This window comes from Ensifer adhaerens (assembly GCF_001270265.1).
Lineage (GTDB): Bacteria > Pseudomonadota > Alphaproteobacteria > Rhizobiales > Rhizobiaceae > Ensifer > Ensifer adhaerens_B.
This window is the reverse complement of sequence record NZ_LGAP01000011.1, coordinates 24,613-37,761: the sequence shown is the minus strand read 5'-3', so window position 1 is coordinate 37,761 and position 13,149 is coordinate 24,613. Positions and strand designations below refer to the sequence as shown.

Annotated in this window: 15 protein-coding genes and 1 pseudogene; 6 read left to right on the top strand and 10 right to left on the bottom strand. The window is 59.6% G+C overall.

Going from position 1 to position 13,149, the window contains the following annotated elements; translation table 11 throughout:
* Positions 1-2 precede the first annotated feature (2 nt).
* Positions 3-1,043: a Gfo/Idh/MocA family protein gene (locus AC244_RS17380; protein ID WP_053250083.1), complete on the bottom strand. Its 1,041-nt coding sequence runs from the start codon at positions 1,041-1,043 to the stop codon at positions 3-5.
* Positions 1,044-1,134: 91 nt separating this feature from the next.
* Between AC244_RS17380 and AC244_RS17375 the strand changes: the two genes are divergently transcribed.
* Positions 1,135-1,713, top strand: a complete 579-nt coding sequence (locus tag AC244_RS17375) for an acyltransferase (protein ID WP_234716961.1) — start codon at positions 1,135-1,137, stop codon at positions 1,711-1,713.
* A gap of 31 nt (positions 1,714-1,744) precedes the next feature.
* Here the strand turns inward: AC244_RS17375 and AC244_RS17370 are convergent, their stop codons facing one another.
* The 4 genes from AC244_RS17370 to AC244_RS17355 all read right to left on the bottom strand — a co-directional run bounded on the left by AC244_RS17370 (position 1,745) and on the right by AC244_RS17355 (position 4,540).
* Complete coding sequence (locus AC244_RS17370; protein WP_053250082.1) at positions 1,745-2,182, bottom strand: hypothetical protein; 438 nt, start codon at positions 2,180-2,182, stop codon at positions 1,745-1,747.
* A 54-nt stretch (positions 2,183-2,236) separates the two neighbouring features.
* Positions 2,237-3,013: an ABC transporter substrate-binding protein gene (locus tag AC244_RS17365; protein ID WP_053250081.1), complete on the bottom strand. Its 777-nt coding sequence runs from the start codon at positions 3,011-3,013 to the stop codon at positions 2,237-2,239.
* A gap of 129 nt (positions 3,014-3,142) precedes the next feature.
* Positions 3,143-3,538, bottom strand: coding sequence for a VOC family protein (locus AC244_RS17360; protein WP_053250080.1), 396 nt, complete (start codon positions 3,536-3,538; stop codon positions 3,143-3,145).
* Between the two features lie 93 nt (positions 3,539-3,631).
* Positions 3,632-4,540: a DMT family transporter gene (locus tag AC244_RS17355; RefSeq protein WP_053250079.1), complete on the bottom strand. Its 909-nt coding sequence runs from the start codon at positions 4,538-4,540 to the stop codon at positions 3,632-3,634.
* A gap of 446 nt (positions 4,541-4,986) precedes the next feature.
* Here AC244_RS17355 and AC244_RS17350 point away from each other — a divergent pair, with 446 nt between their 5' ends.
* Both AC244_RS17350 and AC244_RS17345 read left to right on the top strand, forming a co-directional pair.
* Positions 4,987-6,090, top strand: coding sequence for a DUF475 domain-containing protein (locus AC244_RS17350; protein ID WP_053250078.1), 1,104 nt, complete (start codon positions 4,987-4,989; stop codon positions 6,088-6,090).
* A 125-nt stretch (positions 6,091-6,215) separates the two neighbouring features.
* On the top strand, positions 6,216-6,488 hold the full coding sequence (locus AC244_RS17345) for a hypothetical protein (protein WP_053250077.1): 273 nt from the start codon (positions 6,216-6,218) through the stop codon (positions 6,486-6,488).
* Positions 6,489-6,594: 106 nt separating this feature from the next.
* Here AC244_RS17345 and AC244_RS37585 read toward each other — a convergent pair whose 3' ends face one another.
* The 4 genes from AC244_RS37585 to AC244_RS17330 form a co-directional block, all read right to left on the bottom strand.
* Positions 6,595-6,762 carry a hypothetical protein gene (locus AC244_RS37585; RefSeq protein WP_139110098.1) on the bottom strand — a complete coding sequence of 56 codons (168 nt, stop codon included), beginning with the start codon at positions 6,760-6,762 and terminating at the stop codon, positions 6,595-6,597.
* Positions 6,763-7,023: 261 nt separating this feature from the next.
* Entirely contained in the window at positions 7,024-8,541 is a 1,518-nt protein-coding gene (locus AC244_RS17340; RefSeq protein WP_053250076.1) for a tripartite tricarboxylate transporter permease, read from the bottom strand.
* A gap of 14 nt (positions 8,542-8,555) precedes the next feature.
* A complete protein-coding gene (locus tag AC244_RS17335) occupies positions 8,556-9,047 on the bottom strand; it encodes a tripartite tricarboxylate transporter TctB family protein (RefSeq protein WP_053250075.1) in 492 nt (163 codons plus the stop codon).
* Entirely contained in the window at positions 9,044-9,988 is a 945-nt protein-coding gene (locus AC244_RS17330; RefSeq protein ID WP_053250074.1) for a Bug family tripartite tricarboxylate transporter substrate binding protein, read from the bottom strand. The genes AC244_RS17335 and AC244_RS17330 overlap by 4 nt, the downstream gene beginning before the upstream one ends.
* A 305-nt stretch (positions 9,989-10,293) precedes the next feature.
* Here AC244_RS17330 and AC244_RS17325 point away from each other — a divergent pair, with 305 nt between their 5' ends.
* Both AC244_RS17325 and AC244_RS17320 read left to right on the top strand, forming a co-directional pair.
* Positions 10,294-10,524 (top strand): type II toxin-antitoxin system VapB family antitoxin, encoded by a 231-nt coding sequence (locus AC244_RS17325; protein ID WP_321166228.1) that lies wholly within the window; start codon positions 10,294-10,296, stop codon positions 10,522-10,524.
* Positions 10,524-10,961 carry a type II toxin-antitoxin system VapC family toxin gene (locus AC244_RS17320; protein WP_053250072.1) on the top strand — a complete coding sequence of 146 codons (438 nt, stop codon included), beginning with the start codon at positions 10,524-10,526 and terminating at the stop codon, positions 10,959-10,961. Before AC244_RS17325 ends, AC244_RS17320 begins: the two co-directional genes overlap by 1 nt.
* A 247-nt stretch (positions 10,962-11,208) precedes the next feature.
* On the opposite strand, the pseudogene AC244_RS17315 reads toward AC244_RS17320, so the two are convergent.
* Positions 11,209-11,727: pseudogene (locus AC244_RS17315) on the bottom strand (NAD(P)H-dependent oxidoreductase); the annotation flags it as partial.
* A gap of 239 nt (positions 11,728-11,966) precedes the next feature.
* Between AC244_RS17315 and AC244_RS17310 the strand changes: the two are divergent.
* Positions 11,967-13,139 carry an ATP-binding protein gene (locus AC244_RS17310; RefSeq protein ID WP_053250071.1) on the top strand — a complete coding sequence of 391 codons (1,173 nt, stop codon included), beginning with the start codon at positions 11,967-11,969 and terminating at the stop codon, positions 13,137-13,139.
* Positions 13,140-13,149 lie beyond the last annotated feature (10 nt).

The window sequence follows — 13,149 nt, the reverse complement described above, 5'->3', positions numbered from 1 at the left end:
GTTTATTCCGCGGCTACAGCGTTGATTGAAGCAGGCATGAACCCACGGACGCGACGAAGGCTAAGGTCGAGTGCGGCTTGCGCGCGCTCCAGGGTGCGCACGACGCGCAGGCCAAGGCGCCCGTCTGTCTTGCAGGTGACTTGTTTCGTGATGGACTGCCGGAAGTGTTCGACGACATCGACAAGCGGCTCGGACGCTGCAAGCCGTGGCGAGGAAACGGATCCAATCCGGTAGTTCGGCAGGATGAGATCCCGTTCCTGCTTCGAATGGAACGTGATGCCGGAATCGTAGATTTTTAGCGGCTCGTCTCGATTGAGATCATCCCAGACGACCATCTGCTCGCTGCCACCGATCGCGACGCGGCGAAGCTTCACCGGCGACATCCAGCTCAGATTGAGATGAGCCACCATCGAATTGGGATAATGCAGCGTCAGGTAGCTGATATCAGGCGACCCCTGGTTGACGTGGCAGTAGCCCGTGGCCTCGACATCGACCGGTTCGATGCCGAAGAGGAAATCGAGGATCGACAGATCGTGCGGCGCGAGGTCCCAGAGAACGTTCACATCCGGCTGGAACAGACCGAGATTGATGCGCTGTGAGTCGAAATAGGAAACGTGACCTAGCGCTCCGGAGTGGACGAGTTCCGCCAGCTTCAGGACCGCCGGGTGGAAAAGGAAGGTGTGGTCGACCATCAAGGTCAACCCGTAAGCCTCGGCGCGTGCGACAAGGTCACTCGCCTCGGCGCTCGACGCGCACATCGGTTTTTCGACCATGACATGTTTGCGGGCTTCCAGGGCTGCGCGCGCTAGGTCGTAATGTGAAAATACCGGTGTCGCGATGACCACTGCGTCGATCGTCGGATCGGCCATGACGGCGCTGGCGTCGGCGTGAACCACGATCTGCGGGTGCGATTGGCGGAGCCTGTCTGCGAGCTCCGGTTTCGGATCGACGACGGCGACGAGTTCTATGCCGGAGTTGCTCGACAGCACCCGAAAAAGATTCCGTCCCCAATACCCCATCCCGCAAAGTGCGACCCTGACCATGCTGATTCCTCTCAAGCAACCGCGTAGGTTCATATTGCGAGGAAAGCTTGCTTGGGCCTGACGTGGGTATAACTCTCGGAGCCGGGCAATCTTGCCTGTTGTTTCCACCGCAGGGAAATTAGGGTGCAGGTATTGCGGATTGGTCAGGGGGAGCCTGGTGTTCAATGCTCTAAGAGTGCTGCAAGCTGCCTTGCAGAAGGAGAAGCTCGAAAAGTTCAAACGGCGTGTCTCTCTCGGGGATCTCCTTACCGATCGCTGGGAGAACGCACGTGAGTATGGCCTCGGCGAGGGGACATCCTGTTACGACAATGTTTTGATCCTTGGCGACGTCAAAGTCGGCGCTCACACCTGGATCGGCCCGAACACCATTCTTGATGGTTCTGGTGGCCTGGCGATCGGAGACCATTGTTCTATCTCGGCCGGCGTTCAGATCTACTCGCATGACACTGTTCAAAGGAGCGTCACGCTTGGCCAGGCACCGATCGATTATGCTCCGACGACCATTGGCCACGGCGTCTATATCGGTCCAAACGCCATCATCGCCAAGGGCGTGACGATCGGTGATCGCGCTGTCATCGGTGCAATGTCCTTCGTCAACAGCGACATCCCGGCCGAAAAGAAGGCGTGGGGAACGCCGGCGCGTATCGCTGGAGACGTCGTGACCGATTGAAGTTACGGAACGCGTCTAGCAGAGGAGTGTGTCAGCGCACCTGCCGAAGCTGATCAAGGAAGCGCTCATGCGGGACGGCGAAATTGCCGGTTACGTGTCCGCCGTCCGCAACGTCGCGCGTGACAACTGCTCCCAACGTCACCCTCGCGTGCCGCCCGATACGGAGCCCGTTCGAAACCGTCGCATTTGGCCCAATCCGAGCGCCATCCTTGATGATGGTCGAGCCGGCGAGAAGGCAACAGGCGGTGATCTGGCATCCCTGGCCTATACGGACGTTGTGGGCAACCTGCACCAAATTGTCGATCACGGTGTGGGCGCCAATTTCCGTGTCGCGGCCGTACATTCCCCAATCGCCACTCGTGTTACTCTGGATGACGGCGCCGCGGCGGATGATGACGCGCCCATGGTGGGGGAGGGATATCTGGCGACCGTCGATGGTCCCGGCTTCAAGCCAGTCGCCGCCGATCACCGACCCTGTCCTAGCACCGACCGCCCTGGTGGCGGTCGGTCGCAGCCGATCTGTCTACTTCATCGTATAGACGTCGATAGTGAAGTATTTGTCGTTGATCTTCTTGTAGGTGCCGTCGGCGCGGATTTCGTCGAGCGCCTTGTTGAGTTTCTCGCGCAGCTCGTTGTCGTCCTGGCGAACGGCAATGCCGACGCCATCGCCGACGAACTTCTTGTCGGTGATCGGTTCGCCGATGATTTCGCAGCAGGCCTTGCCGTCGTCGTTCTTCGTCACCCAATCCAGGAGCGGCAGCATGTCGCCGACCTGCAGGTCGAGACGGCCGTTGACCATGTCGAGATTGGCTTCATCCTGGGTCGGATAGAGCTTGATCTCGGCGTCCGGATAGGTAGCAGCGATGAAATCCGCCTGGGTGGTGCCCGACTGGGCACCGATCACCTTGCCCTTGAGGGCCTCATTGGTAAAGGCGGTGATGCCGGCGCCCTTCGGCGCGACATGCGTCATTGCCGCAAGATAATAGGGATTGGTGAATGCGACCTGCTTCTTTCGCTCTTCGGTGATGAACATCGACGCGATGATGAGATCGTATTTCTTGGCGAGCAGACCGGGAATGATGCCGTCCCAGTCCTGCGCGACAACCTCGCAGTCCGCCTTCATGCGCTCGCAGAGCGCCAGCCCGATGTCGACATCGAAGCCGCCGATCTTGCCGGCGGAATCGACGAAGTTGAAAGGAGGATAGGCGCCTTCGGTGCCAATCTTGATCTTGTCTGCGGCCCCGGCCGACGTTGCCGTCGCCATGACAGCCAGCATGATTGCTGCAATCTGCGTCTTCATCCGTGTTCCCCTTGTTGGCGCATCATTCTTGATGCTTCCGGAGAACACTAGATCCGGCCGGCCTATAAGCGAAATAGATAGGCGCGATAATCGGTATTGTTTTGATTGATTGTGATCGCCGTCAGACGATCACTTGTACCGGCCGTGACGTTGCAGGACCTCGATCTTGTAGCCGTCCGGATCGGTAATGAAGAAGAACCGTGCCAGAAGCGCACCGTCGCGATTGAATTCGACGATCTTGTTCGGGCCAAGCCCAGCCTCGGTCAATCGCTTGTGCTCGCTGTCGAGGTCGCTCACCGACAGGGCGAGGTGACCGTAGCCGTCGCCGAGCGCATAGGGTTCGGTGCGATCCTTGTTGATCGTCAGTTCGAGTTCGAATTCGCTCTCATCATTGCTGAGATAGACGAGCGTGAAGGCTTCGAAATCGAGCCGTTCGGCGACGGAAAGCCCGAATGCAGCGCCGTAGAAATCCAGGGATTTCTGTTCGTCGAGAACCCGGATCATCGAATGGATCGCTTTGGCCAAGTGAGCCTCCTTCAGCTTTGAGACGCGTGCGAAGTATCAGAGGACGAGGGAGGTGGAAACGCTGCTCCCAAGGTTCCGATTGCTGGCCGGCGGCTAAACGTTTCGGCCGCGCTTCTTCAACTGCTGTTCGCGGAAGAAGATGAAGAGGCCCGAAGTGACGATCAGCCCGGCGCCGATGATGACGGTCGGGCGCGGCATGTCGCCGAAGAACCACCAGCCGAAGACGACGGCCCAAAGGAGGAGCGTGTATTGCAGCGGTACCACCGTTGCAGCGTCCGCGAGTTTCAGTGCGCGGTTGACCAGAATGTGCGCCAGCATCGCAACGATGCCCAGCATACCGAGTTGAAGGATCGCCTCGCCATCGACAGGCGCCCAGCCGGAAGGGTTGGCGACGACGCCTACAAGCGAAAAGACGAGCGCGCCGATGACCTGCCAGCAGACCAGCGTCGTATCCGGGGTCGAGCGCAGCGTTCGACCGAGCATTAGCGCAAAGGCAAAGGCGGCGCTGCCGACAAGGGCAATCAGGGCCGGCAGGCTGAAAGTGTCCTTCGACGGCTCGAGCGCGATCACGACGCCGGCAAAACCGACGAGGATTGCCGTCCAGCGTCGCCAGCCGACCTTCTCGCCGAGCAGGAACGGCGAGGCGGCGGCAACATAGATCGGCGCTGCCAGCCAATAGGTCATGGTGTCTGCAAGCGGCATGTAGGCGACGGCGAAATAGAAGGCCGATGCATCTACGGCAAAAAGCAGCGAGCGCAGCGCCTGGAGCCAAGGCCGCTCGACGCGCAACATCGAGCGCAGCCCGCGCTTCAGGATGAAGGGCGAAAGCACGAGCAGTGCCGCGATGCTGCGGATCACCATCAACTGGCTGACGGAATAGGTCGCCACCAGCCATTTGCCCATGACGTCGTTCAGCGAGAACATCAACATGCCGAGAAGCATGATGATGACACCTGTCCGAGCAGCGTTCGGAGCGGTTGCAGAGGCGGTCAGTATGGTCATGGGAGCGGCTTTCAAACGTGTTCCCGTGCCTTTTACATATTCCCGCGCGCCGATCCATCGCGCTCTTCGTATGGGACGATAAGTTTTACGAATGAATCCCGCTGCGCCGACCTCAATCCGCTTGCCTGATTTCGATCATGGAATGCCAGATCGACCTGTGGGAGATGGCGTTGCCTCTTGACGTAACGCGCGGCGCTGCTACTTAAGGGGTGATCCTGCCGTCCAGACATCGGACCACGGGATGAACACTGGTGCCGGGCCCCTCTGGCGAGAGTTTTACGGCGCTCTCGTGATGTCGGTACCGCCAGCAAATTAGCCGGCGGATTAGCTACCATGAAAACTGATTTCATGCCTAACGCATGTGCCCTTTCGGCCGTGCGCGTTCTCGTTTCCAAATCTCACTTTTTCTCCGAACCGGGTGTCGTGCGCGCGAAGGAGGTCCGTCGATGACGCAGCCTCAAACGCACACAAGCGCAGTTGGTTATTTCAAGTGGGCCTTCATCGTCACGGCGATCGGCCTTGTGCTTGGCGCCTGGCTCGGCTGGCAGTCGACCGGCACGCTCGGCGGCATGGCCACGGTGTTCTTCATCTGCACCGTTTTGGCCGTTCTCGAAATTTCGCTGTCCTTCGACAACGCGATCGTCAACGCCAACAAGCTGAAGGACATGACCCCGGAATGGCAGCACCGCTTCCTGACCTGGGGTATCATCATCGCCGTCTTCGGCATGCGCATCGTCTTTCCGCTGCTCATCGTCGTTATCGCGGCGAGCATCGGCCCGATCGATGCGATCGTTCTGGCAGCGACCAAGCCCGAAGAATATGCCCGCATCATGAATGATGCGCACCTGCCGATCGCCGCCTTCGGCGGTACCTTCCTGATGATGGTGGGCCTCACCTACTTCTTCGACCATGAGAAGGACGTGCACTGGATCCACTGGGTCGAAAGCAAGATGGCGCGTTTCGCCACGATCAAGGGCATCGAAATTGCCTTCGTGCTGGCGCTTATCCTTGGTTTCTCGACCCTGCTCGATCCCGCCGAGGCACATACCTTCGTTTATTCGGGTATCTACGGCTTGCTGACCTTCCTCGTCGTCGAGGTGGTCGGAGGTTTGCTCGACGCATCGCAGCAGACGTTGAGTGCTGCGGCAAAGGGCGGCTTCGGTGCCTTCCTTTACCTGGAAGTGCTTGATGCGAGCTTCTCGTTCGACGGTGTCATCGGCGCCTTCGCCTTGACGCAGAACCTCTTCGTCATCGCCATCGGCCTTGGCATCGGCGCGATGTATGTGCGCTCGATGACAATCATGCTGGTGGAGAAGGGCACGCTCAACGAGTACCGCTACCTGGAACACGGCGCGTTCTACGCGATCCTGATCCTCTCGGTGGTGATGTACTTCCAGACGCTGGTGCACATTCCTGAAGTGATCACCGGCCTCGGCGGCGCTGCCCTGATCGGTATCTCGCTCTGGTCCTCCATCCGCTACAACAAGCGGGAACGCGAGGCAGAACCCAGCGGGGAAGTGAGCCATCAACGGGCCCACGTCGAGGCATAAGCAGCTCAACCACACATACTTCTTGAAAGGCCCCGTGCGATCGCGCCGGGGCCTTTTTGCAGCCGAAAGCCAGCAACGACGGCCGCCGGCATTGCCAAACTGCCTTCGTCCCGGGATAACGGGGGATGATTTCAGGTGATCTGCAGCGGGTTTTGGAAGAGGTTTACCGAGCAGGCGCCCATCGGGTGCCGGCCGATGATATCGATTGGCCGCAAGAGCTTCACGCCGCGGTCTTTCGTGCCTTGAACATGCAGTACATCACAAGACGCGAGATCGACGGCAGCGTCCGCTTTTCGCTGACGCAGGCCGGCTACCGGGCAATTGATGCCGAGGTGCCGTGGGGGCGCATCCTGCGGCAGCGCATGCGCGACTTGATGCGGATGGCCACGGGACGCTAGTAGGGTCGATTGGCCAAAAAATAACGGCCCGTCCTCTCTCGAGGTCGAGCCGTTTCATCCTTGGGAGGATAAGGCGCCCTGTCGTGACGGGCGCTGGAAATCTCTGTTAGCTGCGGCGTGCGTCCGGGAAATTGGCCGGATCGATGCCGAGGGTGCGCAGATCGCTTGCTTTCGGGCGGCGGTGGCCTTCGACAGCAGCGGCAGCGGCGCTAGCGGCGCCGAGAACTGCGAATGCGCGGCCGATGAAACCCTTGCGGTAAGTTGTGGTAGCCATCTCTTTGCTCGCTTTCGTTTTCTCTCTGATGAGCAAAAGATGGGGTTTGCCAGGTCTTTTTGCAATGCACAATTAGTCACTGCAGCCATGCAACGGAAGCAGACCCGGTCGATAGTCGATCGACCGGGCCTGCTAATTGAGCCTTGGGAGGCTCCTGCATAATCCCCTAAATCAGAATCGATTTAGGGACAAAATTATGCAGAAGATCAAAATGTTACAGCGCCGCGCGCCTGAACAGGCGCGTGGCGCTGTAGGGCTTTCTTAGTCTTCGTTGGCTGCAAGCTGCGCCAGCACTTGGCCGCGTCCGCGAGCCCTGAGGATCAGTGGAACGATCAGCGCAGCCGCAGCGATGACCAGCAGTACGGCGGCGATCGGCGAGGTGAAGAGCACGCTGACGTCCCCCTGGCTGATCGCGAGCGCACGGCGGAGCTGCTGCTCGGCGAGCGGCCCAAGGATGAGACCGACGACAACAGGTGCGATCGGATAGCCGAACATACGCATGGCATAGCCGAGCAGGCCGAAGGCGAGCAGCATGCCCAGCTCGTAGACCGACGGGTTGGCGCCGATGGTGCCAAGCGTCGCAAACAGCAGAATGCCTGCATAGAGCCACGGCTTCGGGATGGTCAGCAACTTAACCCAAAGGCCGATCAGCGGAAGGTTCAGGACCAGCAGCATGAAGTTGGCAATCAAGAGGCTGGCGATCAGACCCCAGACGAGCTGAGGGTTGGTTGCAAACAACAGCGGTCCGGGCTGCAGACCATATTGCTGGAAGCCGGCGAGCATGATCGCGGCGGTCGCGGTCGTCGGCAGGCCGAGCGTCAAGAGTGGAACGAGCGTGCCGGCAGCCGATGCATTGTTGGCAGCTTCCGGACCGGCCACACCTTCGATGGCGCCGTTACCGAATTCTTCCGGATGCTTGGCCAGGCGCTTTTCTGTCGCATAGGACAGGAAAGTGCCGATTTCAGCGCCACCGGCCGGCATGGCGCCGATCGGAAAACCGATGAAGGTGCCGCGCAGCCAGGGCTTCCACGAGCGTGCCCAGTCGAGTTTGCTCATCCAGACCGAGCCGCGTACGGCCTCGACCTTGTCCGGCCCCTTGTCGCCTTGCGCCGCAATGAACAGCGTTTCGCCGATCGCGAACATCGCCACGGCAAGCGTGGTGACCTCGATACCGTCAAGCAGTTCCGGGACGCCGAAGGAAAGGCGCGTCTGGCCGGTCAGCTGATCGATGCCGACGACGGAAAGCGCCAGGCCGACGAAGAGTGCGGTCAGGCCACGAAGCGTGGAATCGCCGAACGCTGACGACACCGTCACGAAGGCGAGAACCATCAGCGCGAAATATTCACGCGGGCCGAAAACCAGGGCCAGCTTGACGATATAGGGGGCGATGAACGCAAGGCCGAGCGTCGCGATCAGGCCGGCAACGAATGAGCCGATGGCCGCGGTCGCAAGCGCAGGTCCGCCCCGTCCGGCGCGGGCCATCTTGTTGCCTTCGAGCGCGGTGACGATCGAAGCGCTTTCACCCGGTGTGTTGAGCAGGATCGAGGTGGTCGAGCCGCCATACATGCCGCCGTAATAAATGCCAGCGAACATAATCAGCGAACCGGCCGGATCGAGCCGGTAGGTGACTGGAAGCAAAAGGGCGACGGTCAAGGCGGGGCCGATGCCGGGAAGCACGCCGACGGCGGTCCCGAGCGTCACGCCGATCAGCGCATAAAGCAGGTTCATCGGCTGGGCAGCAACCCACAATCCCTGCAACAGGAAATCAAAAGTAGCCATGGTCGTCGGCCCTCTTAGAAGAACAGGCGTTCAAGCGGCCCTGCGGGTAGCGACAGTTGCAGGAGCTTGGCGAAGATCACCCACACGGCAAAACAGAGCGCGATGCCGACAGGCAAAGAGAACCAGAGCTTGCGTTTGCCGAAACCGCGTGCGGTGAGCGCAAAAAGAATACCGGTGGCGATCGAAAATCCGGCGACGTTCAACAGCAGCATCTGTGCGACAAGGCCCGCGACGATCCAGAATACTGGACCGAACTCCTGACGCTCGCGCTCGGGAAAGTCGTTCCGGAGGGCTTCGAAGACCGTCCAGACCGAAAGGCCGGCGAGACAGCAGGCGATCGCGTAGGGGACCGTCGTCGGTCCGACCTGGGAGTAACCGGCAGCGCCTGCCAGGCGCGACACGTCCCAGAAAATGAGGCCAGCGATAGCGGCAAGCACGGCCGCGATGAAGAGCGCCGCCCGATCCGGGCGACGCGTTGTGGTGGAAGGGTTGAGCCCCTTGGTCATTTCACCAGTCCAATGTCCTTGAGGACGCCTTCGGTGGCCGCAACGTCCTTTTCGAGCTGGGCGGCGAATGCGTCACCTGCAAGGTAGCTATCCTGCCAGCCCTTGGTCTTCAGGACCTCCTGCCAGCCGGCCGACTTGGCAAGCTTTTCGACGTCGGCCGAAACGGCCGCCTTCTGCTCGTCGGTGAGGCCGGGAGCCGCTGCAACCATGCGCCAGTTTTCAACGACGACATCGAGGCCGGATTCCTTCAGCGTCGGAGCGTCGATGCCGGCGATGCGCTCGCCGCTCGAAACCGCGATCAGGCGCAGCGTTCCGGCCTTGACCTGGGCTTCGAACTCGCCGTAGCCGGAGATGCCGGCCGTAACCTGGCTGCCGAGGATGGCTGCAAGGGCTTCGCCGCCGCCGGAGTAGGCAATGTAGTTGATCTTGGTCGGGTCAACGCCGGCTGCCTTGGCGATCAGGCCAACGGCGATGTGGTCGGTGCCGCCGGCAGAGCCGCCAGCCCAGGAAACCGCGCCCGGATCCTTCTTGAGGGCTTCGACGAGGTCAGCCATCGTCTTGATCTCGGAAGCAGCCGGAACGACGATCGCTTCATATTCGCCGGTGAGGCGTGCGATCGGGGTGACATCCTTGAGGGTGACCGGCGACTTGTTGGTCAGGATCGCGCCGACCATGACGTATCCGCCGACGATGAGCGCGTTCGGGTTGCCCTTCTGCTGGCTTGCGAACTGAGCGAGACCGATTGTGCCGCCGGCGCCCGGTACGTTCTGGACCTGTACGTTGCCGGAGATGCCTTCCTGCTGCAGGACGGTCTGGAGCGAACGAGCGGTCTGATCCCAGCCGCCGCCCGGATTTGCCGGAGCGATGATGGTGTAGTCAGCCGCATAGGCCGGCAGCGCCATTGCGCCGGCGAGAATGGATGCCAGGAAAAAGTGTTTCAAGGTCAGTCCTCCATGAGGCGCGATTTTCCACGCGCACGTTGTTTCTGCGTGCGAACGGGAAGAGGCGACGGTGCCCAAAGGACCCTTGTCGCTGACCGGATTGGTGACTTCCTCCCAGACGCAACCGGCGGGCCCGCCTCCACGGGGCGCCAGCGACTGCTAAGCCATCATAGAAAGCTGACATTAAGCTGACATCAAGTCCTCAATGCGAAAAATGAACCGCAGTGTTTACGAAATCTTAGGCTGTTGCTTGCCGCTCGCGGCGCGAGTGGGCTCGCCATGGGGCCCTCTGCCGTTTCCGGTTGGTGCGCGAATCGCGAACGTTCTCGCGTCATTTGCCACAGAAGCTGTCCAAGGCTCCTAACAAGACAGAGGCCGTTCGGCGCGCCTTGCAGCATGAACTCGATCGCATCCGGCAAGAAGTGCCGTTACGCGAGCGCGTCGCGAAAATTCAAGGCAAGTTCAGGGCGCGTATGGGGTCGAACAAGCCCAACTTTGACATGAAGCGCTTCACCGACGAGATGTGGGAACTCTGATGTTTCTGGACGCCTCTGTGATCGTGGCGGTGTTGGCCGGCGAGGAAGATGCTGGTTATCATCTCGCCAAAATCGAGATGTCAAAGACGCCAATCTTTTATTCGTCACTTGCTGTGTTCGAAGCGGTGATCAGCCTGGCACGTATCATTGCCATCTCGCACAACGGCGACCAGGCTCCAACGCCACCGGATATCATCGAACTGGCGCAGGAGAGTGTTGACCAATTCCTTGAAGCAATCGATGGGCAAGAAATGCCTATCAGCGGATCCCTGCACCGTGCAGCGATTGAGGCGGCACGCAACTATGGTCGCTTTGTCGGCCATCCGGCGCGGCTGAATTTCGGCGATTGTTTCGCCTACGCTTGTGCGAAGTCCCAGCATGTGCCGCTTCTGTTCGAAGGCGATGACTTTTCCAGGACAGATATCGATGTTGCCTGAGATCGCCGGCTGGGACGACGCCAAGCCGTAGACAGCCGACCTACCTTGTCCTGAGTAGCAGCCAGCGTCCTGAACCCGGCAACCGTCGCCGTAAATGCAACGCGGCGTGTGGCCGTTCGGCGCCACAAGGCTGAGGCCGGAGTTCCGTCCGCCATCCGTTTCCCGATCAGACCGGGAAACGGTTCGCTGGCGATGCGCAAGAGCCAGTGGAGCCGCTTCTGCAAATTTCATCTGCAATGCTGCACGGCTACTCGGCTGCATATTGCCGATCGATGTGGAGGGCGAAGCCGCGGTCACTCGGATTGGCGAGGTCTGGACGTAGCTCGAGGCTTGGGATCAGGTAGTCGCCACCGTTCTGACGTCGGTAGGGAATAGGCGGTGTGGTCGAAAGTGTCCTCATGCGCTCGCGCAGGCGCTCCGCCACATCCTCGAAGCCGGCTTCGCCGATGCGATCGACCCGATAGGCCACAAAAGGTGGCAGCACGTCATATCCGGGATAGTAGAGGATGCCGTGGTTGATGGGGAACAGCAGGTCGTCGATCGGCCCGTTGACCCCGCGAGCCGAGTAGTGCTCCTGCCATCCGCCGGTGGTGACGATCAGCATCGCCCGCTTGCCCTTGAACGTCCCCTCACCAAACCGCTCACCCCAATAGGTGTCGCTGTGCTCGCCAACACCATAGGCCAATCCGTAAGCATAGACCCGGTCCACCCAGCCTTTCAGGATCGCCGGCATCGTGTACCACCAGAGCGGAAACTGCAGGATGAGAGTAGTGGTTTATGATCGTGGGAGTGGCTGGCTCGGTCACATTGGCGAGGGAGTATCTTCGCTTCAGCCGGTTGAGCGTCTTCGCGGCCCATGCGATGGCATCCTTCCGACCATCGGTAGTTTGCTAACCGACGCTGAGCACAGGCTCTCAGCGAATCTAGATGCTTCTAGGGAGTTATATTTACATATAATCACTTATAGGGTATTTACGCTATATCTATCTAAAGCGGGTATGAGTCATGGATGAAGTTCGCAACCCTTTCGCCCCCGGAGCTGGATCGCAACCCCCCGAACTGGCCGGTCGTGACAGGATTCTTCAGGACGCGCGTATCGCTGTCCAGCGAGCCATTTTCGGTAAGCCCACCCAATCGCAAATACTACTTGGTCTTCGCGGTGTCGGAAAAACGGTGTTGCTAAACAAAATCGAGCAGATCGCCAATGACCATGGGCACTTAACTTCGATGATTGAAGCGCCGGAAGGGATTCCTCTTCCGGTCCTCCTATATCCCCGCATCCACCAGGTTCTTCGCAAGCTCAGCGTAATTGAGCAGGCGAAAGCTACTGCCTTTAGCGCGATGAGAGCGCTCCGTAGTTTCGCCTCGATATTCAAAGTTGAAATGGGGGACTTTGCCTTGTCCGTTGACCCCGAGATGGGGACTGCTGATAGCGGAAACATTGAATATGATCTTGCTGAACTCTTCGTCAGAGTCGGTGAGGCAGCAAAAGCAGCGGGGCGCGGTTGGACCCTTTTGATCGATGAAATCCAGTACATTGGCGAAAAGGATTACGGCGCATTGATTGTCGCCATTCATCGGACAAACCAAAAGGGGCTTCCTGTCTTGTTCTTCGGCGCCGGCCTACCTCAGGTGGCCGCACTTTCCGGTGATGCAAAGTCCTATGCGGAACGGCTATTCTCTTATCCCTCGGTCGGCGCACTTGATCAAAAGTCGGCCGAGCTAGCGATCAAAAATCCTATTGAGGTAGAAGGCGAGCGGATCGCGGTCGACGCATTGCATGCCATCGTCGCGAAGACGCGCGGCTACCCATATTTCCTTCAAGAATGGGGCTATCAGGCATGGAATACGGCAGATCACTCGCCAATAGATGCCGCAGACGTTGACCAGTCTTCACAGAAGGCTTTGCGGCGACTAGACGACGGATTCTTCAGAGTTCGTTTTGATCGCCTGACGCCGCGGGAACGTGAGTACGTATGCGCCATGGCTAAGCTGGGCAACGGGCCCTACAAGTCAGGCGACGTTGCGGAGATGATGAAAGAGCCACCTAACAAGCTGGGGCCAATGCGGGCAAGTATCATCAAGAAGGGAATGATCTATAGCCCTTCCTATGGAGATATCGATTTCACAGTGCCTTTGTTTGGCGACTACTTGGTGCGCAATTGGATAGAGCCCTAGACTCAGAAAG